Origin of the sequence: Virgibacillus byunsanensis (assembly GCF_042675965.1) — a bacterium.
GTDB classification, from domain to species: Bacteria; Bacillota; Bacilli; order Bacillales; family Amphibacillaceae; genus Virgibacillus_R; species Virgibacillus_R byunsanensis.
Map to the genome: position 1 here is coordinate 108,809 of NZ_JBHTKJ010000035.1, position 23,041 is coordinate 131,849.

Here is a 23,041-nt window from a genome sequence, read left to right on the forward strand (position 1 = left end):
ACCTCTTATTCACAATAATATATATTTTATAAGCTATGGTAATACTGGACCAAGCGCATTATTCGGCTTTCGATCGCGAAATTCATCTAATAACTCTGTTAACTCTTCAACAGCTGCATTAAACAATTTTTCCCCTTTAACATCTGTTGATTTGGTAGGATCTCCTTTAACCCCTGTTTCAGTAATGGTATGCCATATTTCCATCATCTTAGCTGGATTGGAATACCCTTCAGGTCTTCTACCTAATAAATCATTCCAAAAATGTGGTGTTATATTATTTAAACCATCTTTACGTGCTAACTCCATATCAACTCTTTCTTTATTAAGGTGTAAATACACAGATGTTTCTAAGTCACAACCGTGACTAGTAGGTGCTTTATCTAAAATTTCATCAGATACATCCCTTACTTTTTGCAATTCCCACCAGGAAATAGATGCACATAATGTTTCAGGGTAATCTATAATTGTATGTCGAGCTATGAGATCAATTATTGGTCTGTTACTTCCATGACCATTAACAAGCAATATATGTTTAAACCCATGTTTAGCCAAACTTCCAGTTACTGCTCTTCCGAAATCTATCAGGATTGAAGAGGGAATATCAATTGTTCCAGGAAACCCCATATGATGCGACTCAAAACCAAATGGAATAACTGGAAGTACTAAATCTTTGGATGTTTTATTTGCTGCACTCATACATATATTTGTCACAATATTTGTATCAACGTCTAATGGTAAATGATGACCATGTTCTTCTGTGGCCCCGAAAGGTACAATAACCACAGCATCTTGTTTACTCATTTTGTCAATTTCCGGCCAAGTATAATGTGAATAATTTGTTTTCATTAAAATTTCTCCTTTATAATCATTATTTATCTAATAATTCAACTAAAAACAGACTAATTTCAGGAAATAAACTTAAAACTATTAGGTTTATAACTACAATTGCTAGGAAAGGAATAATAGCCTTGGTTATCTTTTCAATAGGCGAATTAGATATTTGACTAGCTACAAATAACCCAATTCCTACTGGTGGTGTACACATTCCTAAAGCTAGATTTATAATCATAATTATTCCAAAATGAATAGGATCAATTCCTAATTCAATTGCAGTTGGCATCAATAATGGTCCTAAAATAATAATTGCGGTTAGTCCATCTATAAACATACCAAAAAGTAATAGCATTACATTAATTATTAGTAAAAAGATAAGTGGTGAACTAGTTAGTTGTGTAAAGTATTCAGATATCAATTGAGGAATTCCTTCAAACGAAAGAATCCACGTAAACAAACCTGCGTTCGCCATAATATACATAATAGTTGCTGACGAAATTGATGACTTTATAAATATATTAAATATATCCTTTAATTTAATCTCCCGATAATAATAAAGTGAAATTACTAAGGCATAGGCAATAGCAACTGCTGCAGCTTCAGTAGGGGTAAAGTTACCACTATAAATACCACCCAAAATTATTACCGGCATAAGTAGTGCAGGTATAGCATCAATAAATATCGCAAGTCTTTGTCTTATAGTATAATCGTTTGATTCACCGGTATATCCTTTTATTTTTGATATTACATACACTCCAATAATTAATGAGATTGCCATTAAGAAGCCAGGTGCTATACCTGCTATAAATAAATCACCTACAGAAACTCCGACGGTTACCCCAAAAACAACCATATTAATACTAGGGGGAATAATAACTCCTAGTTCTCCTGATATTGCTTGAGTTGCCCCTGCGAAACTTTTATCATAACCCTTTTTGACCATGGAAGGAATTAAAATTGCACCAATAGCAGCAGTAGTTGCTATACCAGAACCCGACATAGCCCCAAATAATAACGAAGCTAAAACTGCAACCATTGCTAATCCCCCATGTAGTGACCCTACTAATGTATTAGCAAAATTAATTAGTCTTTTAGATATACCTCCATATTCCATAATTGTACCTGCCATAATGAAAAAAGGAATCGCCATTAGCGGAAACGAATCTAATGCTGTGAAAGACTTTTGTGCTAGTGAGCTTAAAGGTATATCTCCAACGTATAAAACTGCTATAACAGTTGATAGTCCAATTGATACGGCTATCGGAACAGAAAGTGCTAGTAAACTAATTAAAGTAATTAGTATTAAAAGTGCTATATTAGGTCACCTCACCTTCTCTATCGACATGTCGTTTTGTAAATAACTCCAAGAGAATAGCCAAAGAGTTCATTATCAAAAATACTGCGCTTACTGGTATACTTGCATATGGGATAGCCATACTAAATGGTAATGTTGGTGAACTTTGGACTTTTACAAATTGCAATAAATCAATACCATAAATTAAAATAAAGGTAAAAAATATTGTACAAATAATATAAACAACTATTTGAAGGCGTTTTTTCCACTTATCTTTTAGTGGGTATGTTAGTAATTCTATTGCAATTAAAGAACGTTCTCTTAGTGCTAAAGCTGCCCCTAAAAATACTATCCAAATCATCAAATACCTAGCAAGTTCTTCTGACCATGAAATCGAATTGCTTAAAATACTTCTACTAATAATTTGAGAAATTATTAGTAGAAACATAACAATAGCCATTGATCCAACTATGAAATAGACCAATTTATTCAATTTATCAATTATTTTTAATAATAATTGCATTAGATTTACTCCCTTGTAATTGGGTTTTATATATTACCCTATTAGAACTACATCATTCTAATAGGAACTTGTATCTATTCTTTAAGTTCAAATATCTTTTGATGTATATCACCATATTTATCACTATATTTGTCATAAACAGGTTGAACAGCTTCTACGAATGGTGCGTTATCAACGTCCTCAATAATTTCTAAGCCCTCTTCTTCCGCTGTCGCCCTTAATTCAACAGACTGTTCTTTAATAAAGTTTCTTTCAAAACTTGTTGCTTCTTTAGCAGCGTTTAACAAGGTATCTTGAACTGAACTTGGCAGGTCATTGAATTTATCATTATTCATTACATTTACAGCTGATGAATAGAATAAATTATTTATCGTCATATAATCGGAAACCTCATGTAAGTTATTTGGAACGGCTGTTGCAAAAGATGAAGTAAATGCGTCTATTACTCCTTGTTCAGCAGAAACATACAATTCACCAAATGATACTGGTGTAGGATTAGTACCCAATGCCTCTAAGAAATCTATTTGTACCTGACTTTCTTGTGCTCGAATATCTATGCCATCTAGATCGTTCAAAGTCCTTATAGGTTCATTTGAAAAGATTTGATAAAATCCTGTCTCCATCCATGCTAAATTTTTTAAATTTGCTTCTTCCATAGACTTGTTTATCTTTTCTCCAACTTCACCGTCTAATGCTTCATAAGCATGTTCTTCATTTTCAAATAAAAACGGAAAACTTAAAGCACCCACCGCATCGGAAAAATTTACAACAGGAGCATCTGAAGATATAGCGATATCTAATGATCCATTAAGTACTGATTCAATTAATTCACGCTCAGCTCCGAGTGAACCAGGAGAGTGTATTTTAATAGTAATGTTCTCGTTTTCTTCTTCTACTTTTTCTTTAAATTTTTGTGCCCACTGATCATAGTGAGAATCTGCTGGAGCATTATGTGCTACAGAGAACTCATATTTTTCTAATGTACCATCTGTCTGACTTTCATCTGATGATGTATTATTTTGGCTTGAACTAGAACCGTCACTACCACTCGAACTTTCCTGATTACTACCACATGCTACTAATAGCATCATTAAAACTAATATTATCATCGAGTTTAAAATAACCTTTTTCATAATTTTTATCCTCCTAAATACTTAATTGTTTTTCGTTACATACTTTCCTGAATTTTGGTTATCTATCTTTTTTTTATTTGAATAAATAACATCCCCCCTTAAAATAGTCTTTTTCACTTGCCCCCTAACCTCCTTCCCATTAAATGGTGATAACTCATCTTGTATCACCCATTCAATATTTGGATCAATTATAGTAAAATCAGCATCATTACCTTTTTTAATTCTTCCTTTTTGCTTAATCCCAAAAACATCAGCTATATTTGTTGACATTAATTTTCCATAATCAATTGGAGATATCTTGCTTTTTAATACTCCCTCACTAAAAACTAATGAGGCAACTATTGATAATCCTGGCATTCCTGATGGAGCAGTAAATATATCTTTATAACCTTTTTCTTTATTTTTCACATCCCATATTGCATGATCTGTTGTTATAAAATCAATTTCACCTTTATATAATTTATCCCACATTAATTCTCTTGATCTTCTGTCTCTTAATGGAGGGTTAACTTTGGCATTGGGACCTTTAGTTTTCAAATCATCATCACTTAATAAAAGATATTGATAGCAAGTCTCTGCTGTCACCTTTAACCCTTGTCTCTTGAAATAATTTATTAGATCTATACTCCTTGGATGGCTCACGTGTACGAAATGTATTTTTGCATCAGTCCAGTAAGCAAATTCCATTAATTTTAATATATCTGCTGTTTCAGTGTATGGAGGTCTAGTCTCACCATGTGCTCCTAAATACTTTTTATCACCTTTTTTAAATTCATTTATTAAGTCTTTTACAATTTCATCATTTTCTGCATGAAAAGCAGCAATTAAATCAATTTCTTTTATTTCTCTGAAAGCCCTTACAATCCCTGAATCTGGAATTCTCGGAAACCTACTTTCATCAGTTTCAAATGTTGACATTTTTATTCCTATTACACCTAGATTAGCTAGATCTTTAATTTGGGAATATCCTCCATATTTTGTTATTGTACCCCATAAACCCACATCAACAAATGCCTCTTTTTCAATTACCTTAATCTTTTCTTTTAACGCTCTTTTATTCGTAATAGGGCTATTGTAATCAAATGGCATATCAAATATCGTTGTAAATCCGCCATCTGCTGCTAGTCGAGTAGTCTTTTTAATTCCTTCGTTAGGATTACTTAAACTATGAACATGTGGGTCAATCAACCCAGGAAAAATATAACAGTCATCATATTTCATCCTAACTTTTGATTGATTATCACTTTTGTCAGGGGAAATATAAATAATCATTCCATCTTTAACTCCTATTTCTCCTTGAATTATCTTGTTTTCCAACACAACTTTACCATTTAAAATTAAGTCGAAAAATTCCAATTTGTTATCCCTCCTTTTATTTATATAGACTCTCGGCATTCGCCGAGTTAGACGGTTCAAGGCTTTTCTTGGACCGTCACTTTTTCTTCCTCCTACTTTTCATAGGAGTATTTTTTATTTCAAATAATATGAAATGGAAATTTATCATTCACATTATTTTGAGTTTTTGCAACGACTAAACTTGGGCGGATAAAATGCTTTTTAATGCTTCACATGATTCCAAAGCCATTTATCAATTGATTGATCATATACAAGCGGAACCCATCATTGATCTAAACAAACGGGCCAAGAAAAACATCAAAACTGGAGGTGATATTCAAATTTCACCAGAAGGGGTACCTATTTGCCCCATCAAAAAAATATGAAACCAAACGGCTACGATCGCATACAGAACTGCCAAAAATACGTTGTCCACTGGCATGTGGAGCGAAAAACACCTTGTTCTACTGCCAAATACGAACGAATCTACCATACGCACCATAAAGATAACCTGCGTTTGTTCCCAAAACATCAAGGGAAACAGATAAATGGAAATTAATCTACAAACGACGCTCTTCTGTAGAACGCTCAAACCAAGCATGAGAAGGTCGATTAACTATTTAGAAGCTGGCAATCATCGTTCAACTATGATGTGGTACGTGCGTATTTTTGGAATCATGATGTGTCAGCACATAGATGCTTGGTATATTCATCAAAAAGATGATCTTGCATTTTTGAAAGGCCATATTTTTCAGTCTGTAGCCTAACTACTATTAATTTTTAAAAATAAAAGCCTTAGGGTTCTTTGGCATGCCCATTTTGAAAACACTTTAAAAATAACCCTCCACTTACCAAATTAGGTGCTATTTCCAGGGACTTTTTAGAAATTATTGCTGATTTCACTCTAAAAACTCCGAGAGTCTATTTATTTGCTAAATCATAGGTGATATCTAAAAGGACATTTGCGGCTTTTTCAATGTCATCAAATGAGGTGAATTCTTCTTCACAGTGACTTAAGCCATCCTTACTTGGAGTAAATATAACTGTAGAATCACATAAATCATTAAAAAATTTAGCATCATGACCTGCTCCACTAGTTATATATTGATATGTATAATCTCTTTTAACTATTGAATTTTCTATTAGATTGTTAATTTTATTTGAAAAGTACGTTCCATCTATATTCCAAAATTCATTTACCTCGTAATTTAAGGTCTTCTCATTAGCAATTTTTTTAATTTCATTAATAATTAATTTGATAGCTTTTGCTCTTATTTGATCATTGATGTGTCGTACATCAAATGTAAATTTAACTCTGCCTGCACTCATGCTATAAAGTGACGGAGATACTTCAAATACTCCGACTGTTGTTGATAAATCATCAAATTGTTCAGTAATTGAATCTATAAATAATACCATTTCTGAAGAAGCTACAAGTGCATCTCTTCTACCGATAGCAGGATATGCAGCATGACTGGCCTGACCTTCTATCACCACTTCAAACTTAGTAACACCTTTAACTCCCTCTACAATACCAATTTGTTTATCATTTATCTCCAACATTGGCCCCTGCTCTATATGCAGTTCAACAAAAAAACCAGGATTCTTTAATCTATTAACGATTTCTCCTCGATATCCTATTGATTCCAGTGCTTCTTTAAATGTAACATTATTTTTGTCATTTAATTTATATACATACTCTTTCTCATAATTACCTGTTATAACACCTGACCCTTCCATTGGAATTCCAAATCGAGCGCCTTCTTCAAGAGTAAAATTAACTATTTCAATAGATCTTTTCGTCTTTATATCTTTTTCATTTAATACACGAATAACTTCCAAACTTGACAGTACTCCTAATATCCCATCAAACCTACCTCCATTAGGTTGTGTGTCTAGGTGGGATCCGATAACAACTGGATTTTCATCAGGGGAGGTACCACACCTTTTACCATAAATATTACCTAAGTCATCTATTCTAATATCCAACCCCTCATCCTTTAACCATTCTACAAATATATCCCTCATTTTTTTATCATCGGAGGTTAAGCCTATTCTATTTAAACCATTATTTTTTGTTACTCCTATACTTGAACTAGTATCAAAAGTAGAAATTAACCTTTCTAAATTAATTTTTAGGTCTTCATTCATAAATTACACTCCTTTTCATAAAATTAAAAACCCGATAATATGCAAAGTTAAGCAAAAAATACTAATGATTTTTTGCCACTCTACAATTATCGGGTTTAATATGATTAATTAAATTGGTTTTGCCAATCTACCACATATAAATCCCATGTTCTTTGGTTTAAATATTTACTTTCTATTTAAATATCTTTGTACAGCTGATTGTAAAGCAACTATGACTGCTTGTTGAGAAGGCGCTACGTAATGCCTTTGAATCTTACTTATTAAGGGATCCAAATTTCCACTTATATCATATCCTATTACTAATCTTTGAAAAAAATCCTTTGTTAATGCTGCTAAAAAAGTAAAATCAGCATTAATTATCCTGTGATTATCCATATTAATTTCTAAAACAATCCCAGCATATTTATAGCTTTCATACATAGATGTTCCTTGTGGTGCTTTTGAATAACCAGTTACCAGTACTGTGTTCAACTCCTCCATCTGTTACCACCGCTTTTATTTTTTTAGTATATGCAAATGAATTATAAATTTATATCATATATATTACATAACATTAAGTTATCTGTCAACAATGAATTTTTATAATAATCAAAATAACTCTGCATCCGAATGAAAAATGAAATTAAATCAATGGTTCACAGAGAGTATTAAGAAGACGGAAAAGAAGAGTTAAAAGGTATGGTAATTGAACACCTATATAATTCATCTTGGTTTATATTATTCGGAAGTGTTAAGATGTCCTCTTCTTGAATGTATTTGAATGTATTTGGAAAAATACACAGTCTTTCGTTCAACAATGGTATCACCCCTTTTTTATCATTGTAATAATTCATATTTGATATAATTATGTAACTAACTTCTACGATACTGTTTGCTTTAACTATCTATATTTGCGAGGAGTTACTCCCCTCTTTTTTAATTCAGTGTAAAAAGAACCCCTATCAATCCCTGATGTATCAAATATTTCGGCGACATTGTTAAATGTTCCTTTAATATAAATATCAAGTATAGATTCATGAACATAACTTAGTTAAGTTTTTGAAAATTGACTAGACTATATAAGAGAAAGGTTGTGTCCATAAGGGAAACAAAAATACAGGCGAAAAGTATAATGAAGATGAAAAAACAAATGCTTAAGTTGCAGGAGGAAAACGAAATCTTAAAAAAGGCTATGGCCATATTCGGAAAAAATAAACGAGACTGAAATCGTTGAGTTTATTGATCAACACAAAAATTTCATAGACTCTCGGCATTCGCCGAGTTAGACGCTTCAAGTCTTTCCTTGGATCGTCATTTTCCTTCCTCCTACTTTTCGTAGGAGTATTTTTATTTTTAATAATGTGAACTGGAAATTTATCATTCACATTATTTTAATAAATAGTTCAAAAAGCCCTTGCCTTTTTTCAAATAACCCCAATTTATCATCTAAAATTACTCCTTTAGTATTTGTGTTCCTTTCATTTTACGTTTTATTATTTAATTTGTAATTTATCTTACAAAAACAAATAGGAGTTAGTAACTTCATGTAAGCTATCGGAACCATCTAATTTACCTTTTTCATTAGCGAAGGTATAACTACTTTAAATAATTTAAAACAAACAGAACGGACGCAATCCTAATTAGAGGACAGCATCCGATTTCATTTGGAAATTAATAAGAAAAAAATGAATAACATTATATTACAGTTTCCGATTGTTCTATAGAAAAATCAAAAAGTACGATGGTAGTATTTTATCTTCAGAACTGGGCAAAATTCTAGTACTTATCATTCACTGAAATTATGAACATAAGGAACGAAGTCACACTTGATAATTAGAGGGGCCGATACGATAGTTCCCCCTCCAACCTAATAAGTTGAATCTACTCCGAATTGAATATATATTATGTCAAAGGAATGCTAACTCTTTATAAACGCTGTCAGTTCAATCCAAAAATGAACTAATATTATTCAGATACCTATTCGGAATTAATTTGTACAATATTGATTGGGATTGAGTGACATTTTGGGCAAATATCTATACTGTTGAAAATATCACATTAGTAATTCTATAACAATGTTACTAAAAACTACTACCGAATACTCACATTAATACTATGATCTACCACATACCCAAAGCGAATCGTTTCCTTCTCATTTGCCGGAACTTCTACTAAGAATTCTATCGTTCTCGTATCAACTTTACGGTAATCGTGGGTGGTTTCCGCAATCTCGCTGAATTTCTGTCTTAAGGGATGTTTCACTTTCATTGAAATGGCTTGCTCCTTGTGATTCTTGATTTCATATTCAAAGGTATAGTATTCTAGTTTTCCTTCTCGATAACTGTCAGTTTCTCTGCTGTCACAGACGATATCAAATGCTTGGCCTAACTGTAATCGAATCGGCTCTTCTTTAGGTGTGTGGCTGATTCTATCTTCTCCGATAAATTCCAGATCCCCGTCATCGGTGTCCTGACTATATACCTTTACTTTCCCTTTTGGAAATGGCATGCCAAGCTGGTTCTCTTTGGTGTTTTGAAATTCCAGGATGATATTAACCTGATCATCGCCATATTCGCACTCGTAGTATTTCTTGTATTGGATGTTACTGACGTCCAGCAAATTGATCTGTTTTTCCTGGTTACTTTTTAATGTGGTTTTTTCCTGAAGTGTATAAAGGTGATAATCGTTGAAGCTTTTTTCCTCAAATGCGTAATCTGCGTCCACTTGATCGTAGACAATATAATCAGTTGAATGGTTTGGTAGATTGGTTGTTTTGTTTACATCCCCGGCAACTAGTTTTAGCCGGGCATCTTTAAACGTGGATCCTGTATTGTTTTCGAGCAGTACCCATCCAGTTAAGTCGAGCGATTGCTCATGTAAATAGATCACATAATTGGCATTCCATTGTAATCCACCGGTTGTATAGGTGACGTCAATTTCTCTTGTTCTTTGCGGCCGGACCTTCCAGATGAGTGATGGTTTCACAATAAGTCCTTCTGGCAATTTTGGTAAAATGACTTCCTCTTCTGGATCGATGACAATTTCGTTTGTATTGGTGTTTTCCAGTATAATTCCCCCATCCACACTTAAGAGACGGTATTCAACCTTTAATTTAATTTTCGGGTTGTACAAATAAACCGTTTGATCGATATATTTTTTAAGCAGTTTATGTTTATCCACCAAATCATGATCAAAATTCAATTCACGGATGGACAAGCCTTTAATAATGATCGAGTCTGTCTCAATCTGTTCCGATACATTCATATAATGAATCGTTTCATCCTGATCGTATAATCTAAAATCCCTTTTTTCCTTCACCACGGCAAAATTAGCATTATATACCGTAATTGCTAAGTCAGTTGTTTCTTTACTAATTGACTTGAAAACCATAAGTACACGCTCCCCATAAAATGTCATTTTCACTCTTCATTTAGTATACAGGAAGAGCTGTGCAAAATCGTGTATAGGTATGGTCGTTATGTTTATTAAACCACCCAGAGTTTATATGGAATTTTATGTTAAACTTGAAGTAGATATTGTGAAAAATGTACTTCAAGTAAAGACGCAGGATACTTAAACAACAGTGGTTGAGGGGGAGAAAATGGTGAGAAAATATAAGCACATCAAAACAGTCTTACTCATGTTTGTACTTATTTTTACAGTTGCATGTTCGGAACCAGATATTGAGGGCTATATAATTGAAATTGATGAGCAAAGGCTTTTAGTTGCAGAGGATATATCAATAGAAAAATATGAGGAGATTAAGGATAAAACGGTTAATGAGATAGATAGATTATCTGGACATATAAGCCTAATAAATCTAAGTTATGATGATTCAAGTACTTTTGAGAAAGGTGATAATGTAAGGGTTTGGATTGATGGTGGCATAGACGAATCCTACCCAGCGCAAGCAGGCGCCAAAAAAATTGAGGTTATAGAGTAAAGTTTTGTTAACATAAACGGATGCTTTCCTTGAATAAGGAGTCACATCCTTGTTCAACAAACTTTTAAGACTATACTCGCTTGAATAGGAAGAGTTATTTCAGAAGATAAATGAGCTGGATAGGGATATTTATTAGGATATTTTGCTTATGAAATTTATACAATAATAAGTGACAAACTCAAATTTTAGGAGTAGGAAGTGATTTAATTGCCAACTTGCGATAATTGCAACAATAAGTGGAGTTGGAAACAAACTATCAAAAAAATCACTACATTAGACCCTGCAATGACCTGCCCTTATTGCGATGAAAAACAATATCAAACACAAAAGTCAAAAATGAAAAGTAGCTTTTTTTATCCTATTGTCCTATCGCCACTTCTTATTCAGGTCTTCTTTGATATTCCAGGAACCATCTTGCTCAGCCTAATTCCCATTTTATCTATTCTCGTCCTGCTGTTTTATCCGTTTTTAGTAGAGACAAGTAGCAAGGAAGAATACATTAACTTTTTTGAGGACAAACAGTGAAAATAGCGCGATTGCTTAATAAGCTGAGCGAACGCTATTCCACTAAATGACGCAGGATAGTGTAAGAAGAAATTTAATAGTATCAGGTGCAACTTATATAAGCAGAATAGTTTAGCAAGATGTAGTTTTTTTATAAAAAAAAGATGCTAAAAAGGGGGAAGACAAATGGGTTGGGTAATCATTGTTATTGTTGCATATCTTCCAATTATATATCGAATTCATAGAAGGTTAGATTACTTGGAAAAAGAAGTGAAAAGATTAAACGGTGAAAATGATGTTATTTGAGTAACGAGTAGCAAGAGTTGAAAAAACATAAACAGATCACCACCTTCTCTCTATTAGACCACCCCGAAACAAGACGTGAACTAGAATTTCTACCTAAAACAAGCAAGCTACCCAAAAAGTAGCTTGCTTGTTTTTACGCGTTTTATTTAGTCATAGATTTTTTAACATAACAGTTTTGTGAACTTGTATTTCTGGTTATTATTGGAATCGTATATATCTATAAAGCATTTCTTTGTAATGAGAAACGCTTTTTATCCTTGTCTAAATTGCAAAACAGTAAAAACATAACCATAAACAGTAATTATTTATTGTAAAACGATAAATTCCGTGGTAAAATCAAATCTACAATAAATTAGTGAGGTGCTTTTTATGAAACGTGGAACAACACTTTTTTTAAAGATAGCTGTTTTTCTGATTGGAATTCCAGTTCTTATTTTGTCTATATTTGGCTTGCCCTGGTTAGCTAATAATCCAGTAAATCCAGATTATGCCCATATACTATACCCCATTTTAATAGGTTTGTATGGATCAGTGATACCGTTTTTCGCTGCACTGTATCAGGCTTTTAAACTATTAAGCTATATTGACAAGAACAAGGCGTTCTCGGAATTGTCTGTTAAATCTCTGCAGAAGATCAAATTCTGTGCAATAACAATTAGTGGTTTGTATGTGGTCATGCTGCCATTTGTTTATCTCGTAGCAGAGCTAGACGATGCACCAGGTCTGATCATAATTGGAACGGTCCCTGCCTTTGCTTCCCTGGTGATCGCAGTCTTTGCTGCTGTTCTTCAAAGACTTTTACAAGAAGCCATCGATATAAAATCAGAAAATGACTTAATAGTCTGAGGTGAATAACATGGGAATAATAATCAATATTGATGTGATGCTGGCTAAAAGGAAAATGAGTGTTACCGAACTTTCAGAAAAGGTTGGAATAACGATGGCTAATCTTTCTATATTGAAAAATGGAAAGGCAAAAGCAATCAGGCTTTCCACTTTAGAAGCGATTTGCAAGGCATTAGACTGTCAGCCTGGGGATATTTTAGAATACCGAAGTGATCAAGACACCAAAGAATAATACATGGAAAGGAAAAGAAAGTTAATCGAGGGTGAACCCTATGTGTAACCCCCATCTATTTAAGGAAAAACCTTTGGAGGCACAAATCATGAGAGCACTAAAACAACTCATTCGTTTTGGGTGGGAGCAGGCCCTATCATGTTTGTTCCCTGTCGTTATTTTTGCCTCTTTGGCATTGACACAAATCATAGCCCTTCCCTTCCTGCCACGGTATGACTGGTTGCTCATCATCTGCTTTCTGATGCAATGGTGGATGGTGCGTTCTGGGCTGGAAACACGGGATGAACTAAAGGTGATTACCTTGTTCCACCTTATTGGACTTGCTCTTGAACTTTTCAAGGTACACATGGGCTCCTGGTCTTATCCAGAGGAAGGATATTTCAAGATTTTAGGTGTACCTTTATATAGCGGATTCTTGTATGCAAGTGTTGCGAGTTACCTTTGTCAGGCGTGGAGAAGACTTAAGGTTGAACTGGTTAAGTGGCCACCATTCTTGGTAGTCGTATTTCTTGCAGCTGCGATTTATTTGAATTTTTTCACCCACCATTATTGGGTTGACGTCCGGTTTTTGTTATCTGGACTTGTGATAATTGCCTTTTGGAAATCTTGGGTCACTTACGAGGTGGGTGGAACTCGTTATCGTATGCCAATTGCACTTTCTTTTATGCTCATCGGATTTTTTATATGGATTGCCGAAAATATCGCAACGTTCTTTGGAGCTTGGGAATACCCAGACCAAACGGACGCATGGAGTCTCGTTCATCTAGGAAAGATAAGTTCATGGCTCTTATTAGTAATTGTTAGCTTTCTTATCGTAGCGCAGTTAAAGCAGGTTAAGGGGAAAGATTCCACTAGGATCGATACGAGGTAAGAAATTCGCCCCGTTCGAATGGTTGTTTTTTCTATTTCAGAACATTTCGATTATCGCACCTAATAGCTGCGATATATGTTACTATTTACTAAAAGTAATAGCTACAGGAGCGTTTTCTATGTCAACGAAACAGATGTATTTAGAGAAATTAAAAGCTACATGTGAAAATGAATTAAAAATAGATCCAAATGAAAAACCAACGTTTAAAACAAAATTATCGGAAAAAGAATTGGAACAAAAAAAGTCTACGTACAGTGATTTCCTCTCCCTTGAAAAGCAGTTTATGAAAAATGTAATTTGGGATATTGGTAGTATTCCAGTGTTGATTGTTGTTTCCGATAACGAGGGATCCATCATCGAAATGTACGGCGATGAAGCCATTCAAGATCAGGTTCATTCATTAGGTATCACACCTAGAGTGCAATTTTGTGTGGAATGTGCAGGAATCAATTCAATCTCTATGGCTTTAGATCTTGGTGAAGCAGTTCAGGTTTTTGGTAAGGAGCATTACCATTCCTGTCTTTATAATACTGCGTGTATCTCTGTACCTTTTCACTTCACTGACTCCATTACTGGAACCGTCTCTATTATGACCACAATGGAACATGTCAAATCAAGCCATCTTCAAGCATTATTTTCAGCAGTTAACGTTGCGAAAAGTTTTTCGAAATCAGAAGAATTGTATAGACTTTACTATCAGGAAATCTATTATTATATTTTCCGCATGGCTAAAAATGAAGAACTTGCTAAAGACTTATGTCAGGAAACATTTGTTAAGGTATTAAACTCTATTCAGTCAGTAGAAAAAGGTAAATCAATAAGGGCCTGGATTTATCGAATTGCTCACAATACATTTGTAACCTGGTATCGTAAAGATAAACGGATAGACCTGATTGATTTCGATACACAAAAATTTGAGTTTACGCAAAGTAGTTATCAACAGCCAGAATATTATATCGAAGAAACAGAACGTACAGAAGAAATAGCCAGTTACTTATCAACATTAAAAGAAGAGTATAGAACTGTTTTAATTTTACGAGAGTATGAAGAATTATCCTATCAGGAAATTGCTGATGTAATGAATTGGAAACTTTCAAAAGTTAAAACAAGTATACATCGGGCAAGATTGCAATTACGAGAACATATCGTTCGTTTATAAACAAGGACTTAATTTAATTTCTTAAAGTAAATGAGTAGTTGTACTAGGAGGAATGTATGATAGTAGTACCCTTTTGCAACAGGTGAAACGGATCTCAAAATTGGTAGAAAGATACAATTTGATGATGGCCAAGGGTGCCGCATGACGTTCATGCATACCTTTGATGATCAATCATGGCGAAGTATATTGCTGCAGGGTGGCATAGATGCCTGGATGCACTTATTAAGTTAATCGATGGTCATCCCATCGAATGGGAAGAACGTGCAGGAGCGTTACGTGAATACTATGGTGAAGCATTTGTTAAAAATGCACTCTAAAATGACCTTAAATTGTATGTTCATGCGATGGTCATTTATAAAACAAAAAGCCAACAAATCAGAGGGAAATAATAAAAGTTAGCATTTGGACAATTATATGGTTCATACATATGAAAGGAGATGAGTAATTAGGAGGTTAAAAATGCCTAACCCGATTGTTGTGAGGTCATTAGACGAGATTAGGTTTTGGTCTAGAATTATGAAAGAACATTCATTGTTTTTAAGTTTGGGATTTACCCATGACCAACAAAAATTAATTAATGAAGCGCAGCAGTTTATCACACTTTTTGAAAGAATAGAGGAAAAGTTGAGCAGGTTCTCCGTAAACTCTGACTTAAATCAAATTCAAACTTTTAATATTGAAGTTTATCAAGCAGCAGTAAATATATGGAATTATAAGAGAAAAGTATTAGGTTTAACGTTACGATGTGAAATTATCTCAAATAATTATCCATTATTGGTCGATCACATTAGTAGAGAAGCAGCATACTTCGCAAATCGATTAAAAGAACTCAATGAAGGAATACTTGCTCCCAAAAAAGAAGCTATTATTGAAGAGAATGTTTTCTTTCTTAAAATTATGGCAGACCATGCTAAGTTTATCGGTCATCTTTTAGACCCTTCAGAAAGAAAGTTAGTAGAACAAGCAAGAGAATTTAGTCACGATTTTGATCAATTGGTTTTTCAAGCTATTGATTTGAACTCTATGCGACCACAATCTGAAACCAGACCAATGCTAAGTCAATTTTTAGACCAAAATAAAGTATCGGTTGCTTCGTTGAGGGATTTTAAGAAAACAGCAAGAGAGTTAATAGAAGAATGTCGAATCAAGAGTAACATTCATCCGCTTTTAGCTGACCATACATTTAGAGAAGCTGAGAGATTTTTAGAAATTATAGATTTTTTTGAAGCTAGTTTGCAACAAACGTGATTTCAACTAACTTTCCCTTAAGTTGAAAAAATCTCAGTTCACTGAACTGAGACTTTTTTATTACTGCAATACGGAGTTCTGTTTACGTTATTACGCTTCTACATCCTCGCCCAATATTCCATCAAATGCCTCGGATACTTTGTCAAATTCCTCATCGGTTTCAACTGCTGCCAATTCACCATTTTCGTCTATTTTGAGAAAAAAGATGTCAATTTCTTCTTCATTTGCTTCTTCTGCCTCTTTTACTCCTTTTAAGTCTTCTAAAAAACTGACAACTACATAATCTGTTTCCTCTAATGTGACCTTTGCTAATACTTCAACCTCTTGTTCTTCCGTTGTTTCATCACTAATGGTAAAGACTTCGCCTACTTTAACCGGTTCCATTTCACCTATTCCTCCTCTAGCTATCTAAAGTTTAACTTTCTACTTCTATATACTTTCCCTTTCACATAAAATTAATGCCCTATTTTTGGGGAAAATATCTCTTATCAAGGATGAAGGATCCTACCTAGGCTTATTGTCAATTACAATTCTACCTTTAGTAAGACTAATAAAAGACCACACATTTTAGTCATATCTAAAATATGTGACCCTTTTATCATCAATTGTTTGCTTATCAGAGCTTGACATAACATTTTAAGTACAATTACCTTCCATTATATTTAACATTTATAAAGTGTATTAGCCATAAGTAACGTTAGTTGTTATAAACTAATCACTGCCAGAAAACAATCTTTCGGGAAATGCCTTGAATTAACGCGGATAGAGCCATCCCAACAACTCCTAAAAGAATTAACACAGAAAATTGTCCTGCCATATTAAGTTGATTATTATAGATAATGATTAGATATCCAAGTCCGGCATTAGCTCCAACAAATTCAGAAACTACAGCAGCTACGATAGATAGCACTATCGCTATTTCGAGACCAGCAAATATATAAGGAAGAGAACCTGGTAATTTTACACGGCGCAAAATTTGCCATCGTGAAGCTGAATATGCTTGAAGTAGCTTTATTTGTGACTCATTGGCATTTTGCAGACCAGTTACTGTATTTACTAAAACTGGGAAGAAAACCATGGTAACAGCTAAAGCAATCTTTGATGAAATTCCAAAACCAAACCAAATTAAAAATAATGGAGCCAATGCAACCTTTGGAACTGCCTGTGTTGCAAGAATGTATGGATAAATAAGATTATTTATCCAGCGAATTTCGGAAACGAGCACTCCTAATACAATTGCACCAAGACTACCAATCACAAAACCTCCAATCGTTTCAATAAAGGTAACCTTAAAATGCGATAAAAATGTGCCATCCACAATGTTGGAAAATAAGTACAGGCCAACGTCACTTGCTGTTGGGAAAATATTATCAGAAATATTAAAAGCTCGCACTATACCTTCCCAAAGAGCAACAATAACAACAAATGTTAGTAGTAAAAGGCCAATATCTCTTGCATTCCATCTGACGCTAATCCTACCCTCATCACTAGGCATAATTATCCCCCCTTTAACTGCTTGTTAATTTAGTAATAGAAATATTATTTACACATTATCGATATTATCCCAGATGAAACATTTCCATTGACAAAGATTGATGTGGTCGAACGGCTAATAACAAAATCGGTAATCTAATAGCATCACAATTAACCGCTTTTATGGTTCATTTTATTTTTCGATTACTTTTCTAATCTGTTTTGCATAAACACCAAACTTGTCAGTATTCATTATTTCCAAAGGCCTCGGTCGAGGAAGATCAACCTCTACAACCTGCGAAATCCTCCCTGGTCTAGGAGTCATCACAGCAACACGGTCGCTAAGAAATACAGCTTCTGAGATAGAATGGGTAATGAAAAGAATAGTTTTGCCAGTTTCTTGCCATATACGCTGTAGCTCTGCGCTCATTTCTTCACGCGTCATAGCATCCAAAGCACTAAATGGCTCATCCATTAATAGTATCGAAGGATCATGTATCAAGGCCCGCACAATTGAAACTCGCTGTTGCATACCACCGGAAAGTTCACCGGGATAACGGTTTTCAAACCCTTTTAAACCAACAAGATCAAGTAAATCCATTGCACGGTTCTTATATTGGGACCGGTCCCGCGATTGTACGTCAATCGGCATTAGCACGTTATCAAGTACCCGCAACCATGGCAAAAGTAATGGTTGTTGAAATACAATCCCTAAGTCACGACGCGGACCCTTTAATGGCTCACCTTCAACCAAAACGTCGCCACTTGTGGCATCAAGCAACCCACAAAGAAGAGTTAATAACGTACTTTTACCACATCCACTGGGACCTACTACTGAAAGAAATTCACCGTCCTGAACTGTAAGAGAAATATCTTTCACTGCATGCAAATCTTCTCCCTCACGTGTTTTGTAAATTTTATTCACATTATTTAGCACAATACAAGGAGTCTTTTCTACTGTCTTTTCTAACAGGGTCACACTATCACCTCCAACCTTACCATTTAATTAATTTCCCATTCTTCAGCTTGCTTTACAATTTCTTCAATATTAAAGTCCATAAATTCGTCCTGGAACTGATTGTCAAAAAGTAAGTTCACATCAACTTTTTCCTCTATCATACCCTCATCTAGCATAAATTGTTGTTGAAACTCCCAAGCATCTGCTTCTTGGGAACCCCACATAAAATCAACCGGTAATTCCTCTGCACGTAAATCGTCTAATTGTGCATCTAAAATAATCATGTCAGATTCAAGTGCCTTTGAATCACGATTCTTGGGTGCTTGCTCAGGATATTGATCCCAAAAGATGTCAACAACTGCTTCAGGATTTGTCTTAGTAAACACTGTTGCTTTTGCAAAAGCACGCCCGACTTTTTCTATAATATCTCCATCCTCTTTAATGTATTTATCGGTAGCATACAGATTGAAGTTATACATATTATCCTGCCAATCTGCCAAAGGAAGTTTTTTAATATCATACCCCGATACTAAACCTCTAGCATGACCGGCTGCAAAGACAACATAAGCATCGACTGTACCACTTTTAAGTGCCTCAAATGCTTGTGCACCATATCCGACACTCATTTCTTCAACTGAATCAACAGGCACACCAGCTTCCTTAAATCTTGCATGAGCATAAGGCACGCCACCAGAACCTAGATCAAGATAACCAATATTCTTTCCTTCAAGATCTGCTACATCGTTTATCTCTGAATCTTCCATCACAGTAAAACTGTAACCATTCTTCCTAGAGGCAGCATACACTGATTTAACATCCACTTGTTCGTTAGCAGTAGCCATAACTCCCGACTCAGTATTTATAACCCCTAAATCAGCCTTACCACTAACTAAAAGTTGAATAACCCCTTGTGAGCCGTCACCAGGAACAACATTAACATCAATGCCTTCCTCCTCATACCAGCCCATCTCTAGTGGTAAGGTGGCATAAGGATATCCAATATTAATATCAGTAGTAGCAATTGCTATCGTTACTTTTTCATTATTTATTTCTGACTTATTCTCCGATGTTTTAGATCCACAGCCAAACAATGTAAGTGATATAACTAAGATCACAACTGCCAAAATAGTTGACCGATAAGACATCATTAATCTCCCCTTTTTCAAAAATTTTTTAACCAATTACTCTGATTTTCTAGACGATTTACCTTGCCAAAAAACAACCTTCCCGGCGATAATCTGTATACAAAGCACTAGTAAGTAACCCATTATAGACATGACAACCAGTACTGAGAACATTTCTGCAACTTTAAATTGTGAATTATAAAACAACATTAGATAACCGAGCCCTTTATTCGCACCAACTAATTCGGAGACAATAGCACCGATGACACTAAATACGATGGCGATTTCTAGACCTGCAAACAGATAAGGAAGAGAACCAGGCAGCTTCACACGCCGGAATATCTGCCAGGATGAAGCTGAATAAGCCTGAAGTAACTTAATCTGTGATTTATCGATATTATTTAGACCTACCATCATATTAATTAGAACAGGAAAAAAGCTAGTAACTACAACTATCGCAACTTTTGAAGATATACCGTAACCAAACCAAACAAGAAACAGAGGAGCCATCGCCATTTTGGGAATGGAATTAAAAGCTAATACAAACGGGAAAACTAGCTTTTTTATTGAAGGAATCTCAGCAATGAGAATACCTAAGATAGCTCCTGTTGCCCCCCCGATCAAGAAGCCTAAAAGGGTCTCGCTAAGAGTAGCCCATATGTGTATTAAAGACTCAGTGCTTTTGAAAAAATTAATAAGGCTAGCAAACGTATCTGTTGCGGTCGGGAATATAGCATTTGATACATTCAGTCCACGTACTACCCCTTCCCATAAAGCAATAATCACAACAAATGTCAGAATATGTGGTGCCCACTCTTTTACATTCCACCACCTTTTGGTCTTTCGATTAATCATCATCGCACTTCCTTCCGCCATTAGTTAATTCAACTTTTCTATTACGACAATGTGTAGCTACTTAGGAACTGAGATGTATAGTGAATCTCATTACTAGAACTGCTTCAGCATTACTACCTAGCGATTAATTGTTATTAAAGCATCTACTGCTTTAACTCCCCTTCCTTCTTCCAATACAACAAGTGGATTAATTTCTATTTCGTTAAAATAGTTTTTGTGATCAATTGCCAGGTTTGACAACTTTAATATCACATGAGCGAGTTCATCAATATCTGCCTTCTTAGAACCCCTATACCCCTTAAAAATCTCACTGTATTTCAATTCATGAATCATTTCATATGCATCTTGTTGATCAATAGGTAATATTCGAATACTAAAGTCCTTTATCATTTCTACTAAGGTTCCACCTATACCTAACGTTACATAATGTCCATATAACGGATCATTCTTAACTGCAACTATTGTTTCAATGCCTTTAGGAACCATCTCTTGAATAAGGACACCATTTATACGTGCATCCGGTTGAAATTTTTTAGCATTTTCCATTATTTCACTAAAAGAGGATATTACTTTTTGGTCTTCTGAAATAGATAATTTAACAGCTTTTGCTTCAGTTTTATGCAGAATATCTGGGGAGTCGATTTTCATTGCTACCGGAAAACCTATTTCTGTTGCATAATCTCTTGCTTCTTCAACTTTACTAGCCACTTTCTCTGCTGTAACAGGTATCTCATAGCGACTAAGTACTCTTTTACTCTCGTTTTCACTTAAACTAGTTCCTTTAAAATGAGATATATATAGATCTAATGACTCACGATTGTCTTGGTCGTAACTCTTTTTCCTTTGACTTAGTTGATCCATACTATTTGCATAATCAATATATTTTTTTATGGCTTTCATACTAGCATGAGCACCTTGGAGTAAAGGAATGTCAGCCGAATTGAGGATTCTGTGTATTGGTGCATCTAGCCCTCCAGACACGTGTGTAAAAACAACAATAGGTTTCTTGATACTTTTTGAAACATCCGCGATAGCTCGTGCTACATTTTGATAAAGTGCACTTTGTGAAGAATCAAGACCTGAGGTCGCATCCTGACAAATTGCCAGTAAATCGATATTAGGGTCGTTGGTCAATGCAATTACACACTTTTTATAAATTTCAGTGTTAAATAAAGCATCACTAGTCCCATCTAACGGGTTGGAAATGGTCGCATATTCCGGAAGAACTACTGCTAAATCTTCCTTTGTCTTCTCCTCAATGTCTGGTATTTGCAAGCCAGCGGATTCAGCAATATCACAAGATAAAGCAAGTTGCCCACCCGATATTGCCATGACACCTATCCCGTTATTTTTTGGTAGATTTAACCGATGTTTCGATAAAAGGGCAGTGGTCGTTATGATTTCATCATAGCTGCTCACTTCAATAAACCCGTTTTGTTTTAAGAAAGCCTCATGTAAATGGGAGGAACCAATAATGGCACCTGTATGAGATAAAGCAGTTTTTTCGCCGGTTTCAGATTTTCCAACTTTTAGGATGATAATGGGTTTCCCCTTTTTTCTTGCTAACTCCGCTACCTCACTCATCTCTTTCGGATTTTTAATACTTTCTAACACACCAACAACGATATTGGTTTTTTCATCTTCAATGAGAAAACGGAAATAATCTGCTGTTGTAATTCCCACTTCATTTCCAGCAGAGATAACATAGCTAAACCCAAGATCACTACCAGAGCTCATCAAGGCAATACAAGCGGAACCACTATGAGACACAAGACCTACTTCCCCTTGTATGAGTGAACTAGGCGCATCCGCACTATATAGAGGAGTCATTTCATTCACATTGATTAACCCTAAACAGTTCGGACCACAGGCAGCTATCCCGTTTTCCTTTAGCAATTGACTAATCTCTTGTTGTTCCTTTTGCCCTTCTTCATTCACTTCCGCAAAACCACTAGCCAAGATAACGGCAGCTTTTACGTTCTTTTCGTTCAGTTCCTTTAAGGTTTGTTTTACACGAGTGCTTTTAAGTGCAATGACCGCACATTCTACGCCATCAGGAAGCTCACTTATTGAGGAATAACACCTCAATCCATATACCGTATTATTTTTTGGGTGTACCGGATAAATTTCGCCTTCATACCCCATATTTAATAAGTTGGATAATGCAACGCCACCCATGTTTTTTTCGGAACACCCAATGATTGCTACGGAACGAGGGGACATTAAATATTCCATATTTTCGTAACTACTTATTATTGCTTCCATTTTTATCA

At 34.8% G+C, this 23,041-nt stretch carries 22 protein-coding genes; 8 read left to right on the forward strand and 14 right to left on the reverse strand.

Features of this window, described 5'->3' with window-relative positions; all coding sequences use genetic code 11:
- Positions 1–33: 33 nt before the first annotated feature.
- The 8 genes from ACFQ3N_RS13560 to ACFQ3N_RS13595 form a co-directional block, all read right to left on the reverse strand.
- On the reverse strand, positions 34–846 hold the full coding sequence (locus ACFQ3N_RS13560; RefSeq protein WP_390363070.1) for a creatininase family protein: 813 nt from the start codon (positions 844–846) through the stop codon (positions 34–36).
- A 22-nt stretch (positions 847–868) separates the two neighbouring features.
- Positions 869–2,149 (reverse strand): TRAP transporter large permease, encoded by a 1,281-nt coding sequence (locus tag ACFQ3N_RS13565; protein ID WP_390363119.1) that lies wholly within the window; start codon positions 2,147–2,149, stop codon positions 869–871.
- A 1-nt stretch (position 2,150) separates the two neighbouring features.
- The gene (locus ACFQ3N_RS13570; RefSeq protein WP_390363071.1) at positions 2,151–2,651 is read right to left on the reverse strand and encodes a TRAP transporter small permease; all 501 of its coding nucleotides are present in this window, start codon (positions 2,649–2,651) and stop codon (positions 2,151–2,153) included.
- A gap of 74 nt (positions 2,652–2,725) precedes the next feature.
- Positions 2,726–3,784, reverse strand: a complete 1,059-nt coding sequence (locus ACFQ3N_RS13575; RefSeq protein ID WP_390363072.1) for a TRAP transporter substrate-binding protein — start codon at positions 3,782–3,784, stop codon at positions 2,726–2,728.
- A gap of 21 nt (positions 3,785–3,805) precedes the next feature.
- Positions 3,806–5,140: a dihydroorotase gene (locus ACFQ3N_RS13580; RefSeq protein WP_390363073.1), complete on the reverse strand. Its 1,335-nt coding sequence runs from the start codon at positions 5,138–5,140 to the stop codon at positions 3,806–3,808.
- 900 nt (positions 5,141–6,040) lie between these two features.
- Positions 6,041–7,270, reverse strand: coding sequence for a M20 family metallo-hydrolase (locus ACFQ3N_RS13585; protein ID WP_390363074.1), 1,230 nt, complete (start codon positions 7,268–7,270; stop codon positions 6,041–6,043).
- Positions 7,271–7,435: 165 nt separating this feature from the next.
- Positions 7,436–7,750, reverse strand: a complete 315-nt coding sequence (locus ACFQ3N_RS13590) for a DUF3870 domain-containing protein (RefSeq protein WP_390363075.1) — start codon at positions 7,748–7,750, stop codon at positions 7,436–7,438.
- Positions 7,751–9,340: 1,590 nt separating this feature from the next.
- On the reverse strand, positions 9,341–10,639 hold the full coding sequence (locus ACFQ3N_RS13595; RefSeq protein ID WP_390363076.1) for a DUF4139 domain-containing protein: 1,299 nt from the start codon (positions 10,637–10,639) through the stop codon (positions 9,341–9,343).
- A gap of 214 nt (positions 10,640–10,853) precedes the next feature.
- Here ACFQ3N_RS13595 and ACFQ3N_RS13600 point away from each other — a divergent pair, with 214 nt between their 5' ends.
- The 8 genes from ACFQ3N_RS13600 to ACFQ3N_RS13635 all read left to right on the forward strand — a co-directional run bounded on the left by ACFQ3N_RS13600 (position 10,854) and on the right by ACFQ3N_RS13635 (position 16,358).
- Positions 10,854–11,192 (forward strand): YobA family protein, encoded by a 339-nt coding sequence (locus ACFQ3N_RS13600; RefSeq protein WP_390363077.1) that lies wholly within the window; start codon positions 10,854–10,856, stop codon positions 11,190–11,192.
- 207 nt (positions 11,193–11,399) lie between these two features.
- Complete coding sequence (locus tag ACFQ3N_RS13605) at positions 11,400–11,717, forward strand: TIGR04104 family putative zinc finger protein (protein ID WP_390363078.1); 318 nt, start codon at positions 11,400–11,402, stop codon at positions 11,715–11,717.
- A gap of 654 nt (positions 11,718–12,371) precedes the next feature.
- Positions 12,372–12,848 carry a DUF2975 domain-containing protein gene (locus ACFQ3N_RS13610; RefSeq protein WP_390363079.1) on the forward strand — a complete coding sequence of 159 codons (477 nt, stop codon included), beginning with the start codon at positions 12,372–12,374 and terminating at the stop codon, positions 12,846–12,848.
- 10 nt (positions 12,849–12,858) lie between these two features.
- The gene (locus tag ACFQ3N_RS13615) at positions 12,859–13,080 is read left to right on the forward strand and encodes a helix-turn-helix domain-containing protein (protein WP_390363080.1); all 222 of its coding nucleotides are present in this window, start codon (positions 12,859–12,861) and stop codon (positions 13,078–13,080) included.
- Between the two features lie 88 nt (positions 13,081–13,168).
- Positions 13,169–13,951: a DUF817 domain-containing protein gene (locus ACFQ3N_RS13620; protein ID WP_390363081.1), complete on the forward strand. Its 783-nt coding sequence runs from the start codon at positions 13,169–13,171 to the stop codon at positions 13,949–13,951.
- A 118-nt stretch (positions 13,952–14,069) separates the two neighbouring features.
- Positions 14,070–15,110, forward strand: coding sequence for a sigma-70 family RNA polymerase sigma factor (locus tag ACFQ3N_RS13625; RefSeq protein ID WP_390363082.1), 1,041 nt, complete (start codon positions 14,070–14,072; stop codon positions 15,108–15,110).
- Between the two features lie 173 nt (positions 15,111–15,283).
- Positions 15,284–15,427, forward strand: coding sequence for a hypothetical protein (locus ACFQ3N_RS13630; protein WP_390363083.1), 144 nt, complete (start codon positions 15,284–15,286; stop codon positions 15,425–15,427).
- A gap of 142 nt (positions 15,428–15,569) precedes the next feature.
- Positions 15,570–16,358 carry a DUF2935 domain-containing protein gene (locus ACFQ3N_RS13635; RefSeq protein WP_390363084.1) on the forward strand — a complete coding sequence of 263 codons (789 nt, stop codon included), beginning with the start codon at positions 15,570–15,572 and terminating at the stop codon, positions 16,356–16,358.
- Positions 16,359–16,448: 90 nt separating this feature from the next.
- Here ACFQ3N_RS13635 and ACFQ3N_RS13640 read toward each other — a convergent pair whose 3' ends face one another.
- The 6 genes from ACFQ3N_RS13640 to ACFQ3N_RS13665 form a co-directional block, all read right to left on the reverse strand.
- Positions 16,449–16,742, reverse strand: coding sequence for a DUF1292 domain-containing protein (locus tag ACFQ3N_RS13640; protein ID WP_390363085.1), 294 nt, complete (start codon positions 16,740–16,742; stop codon positions 16,449–16,451).
- 331 nt (positions 16,743–17,073) lie between these two features.
- Positions 17,074–17,853 carry an ABC transporter permease gene (locus ACFQ3N_RS13645; RefSeq protein WP_390363086.1) on the reverse strand — a complete coding sequence of 260 codons (780 nt, stop codon included), beginning with the start codon at positions 17,851–17,853 and terminating at the stop codon, positions 17,074–17,076.
- Between the two features lie 171 nt (positions 17,854–18,024).
- Complete coding sequence (locus ACFQ3N_RS13650) at positions 18,025–18,810, reverse strand: ABC transporter ATP-binding protein (protein ID WP_390363087.1); 786 nt, start codon at positions 18,808–18,810, stop codon at positions 18,025–18,027.
- A gap of 23 nt (positions 18,811–18,833) precedes the next feature.
- The gene (locus tag ACFQ3N_RS13655; RefSeq protein WP_390363088.1) at positions 18,834–19,934 is read right to left on the reverse strand and encodes an ABC transporter substrate-binding protein; all 1,101 of its coding nucleotides are present in this window, start codon (positions 19,932–19,934) and stop codon (positions 18,834–18,836) included.
- A gap of 36 nt (positions 19,935–19,970) precedes the next feature.
- A complete protein-coding gene (locus ACFQ3N_RS13660; protein WP_390363089.1) occupies positions 19,971–20,768 on the reverse strand; it encodes an ABC transporter permease in 798 nt (265 codons plus the stop codon).
- A 117-nt stretch (positions 20,769–20,885) separates the two neighbouring features.
- Entirely contained in the window at positions 20,886–23,033 is a 2,148-nt protein-coding gene (locus tag ACFQ3N_RS13665; protein WP_390363090.1) for an acetate--CoA ligase family protein, read from the reverse strand.
- Positions 23,034–23,041: the final 8 nt, after the last annotated feature.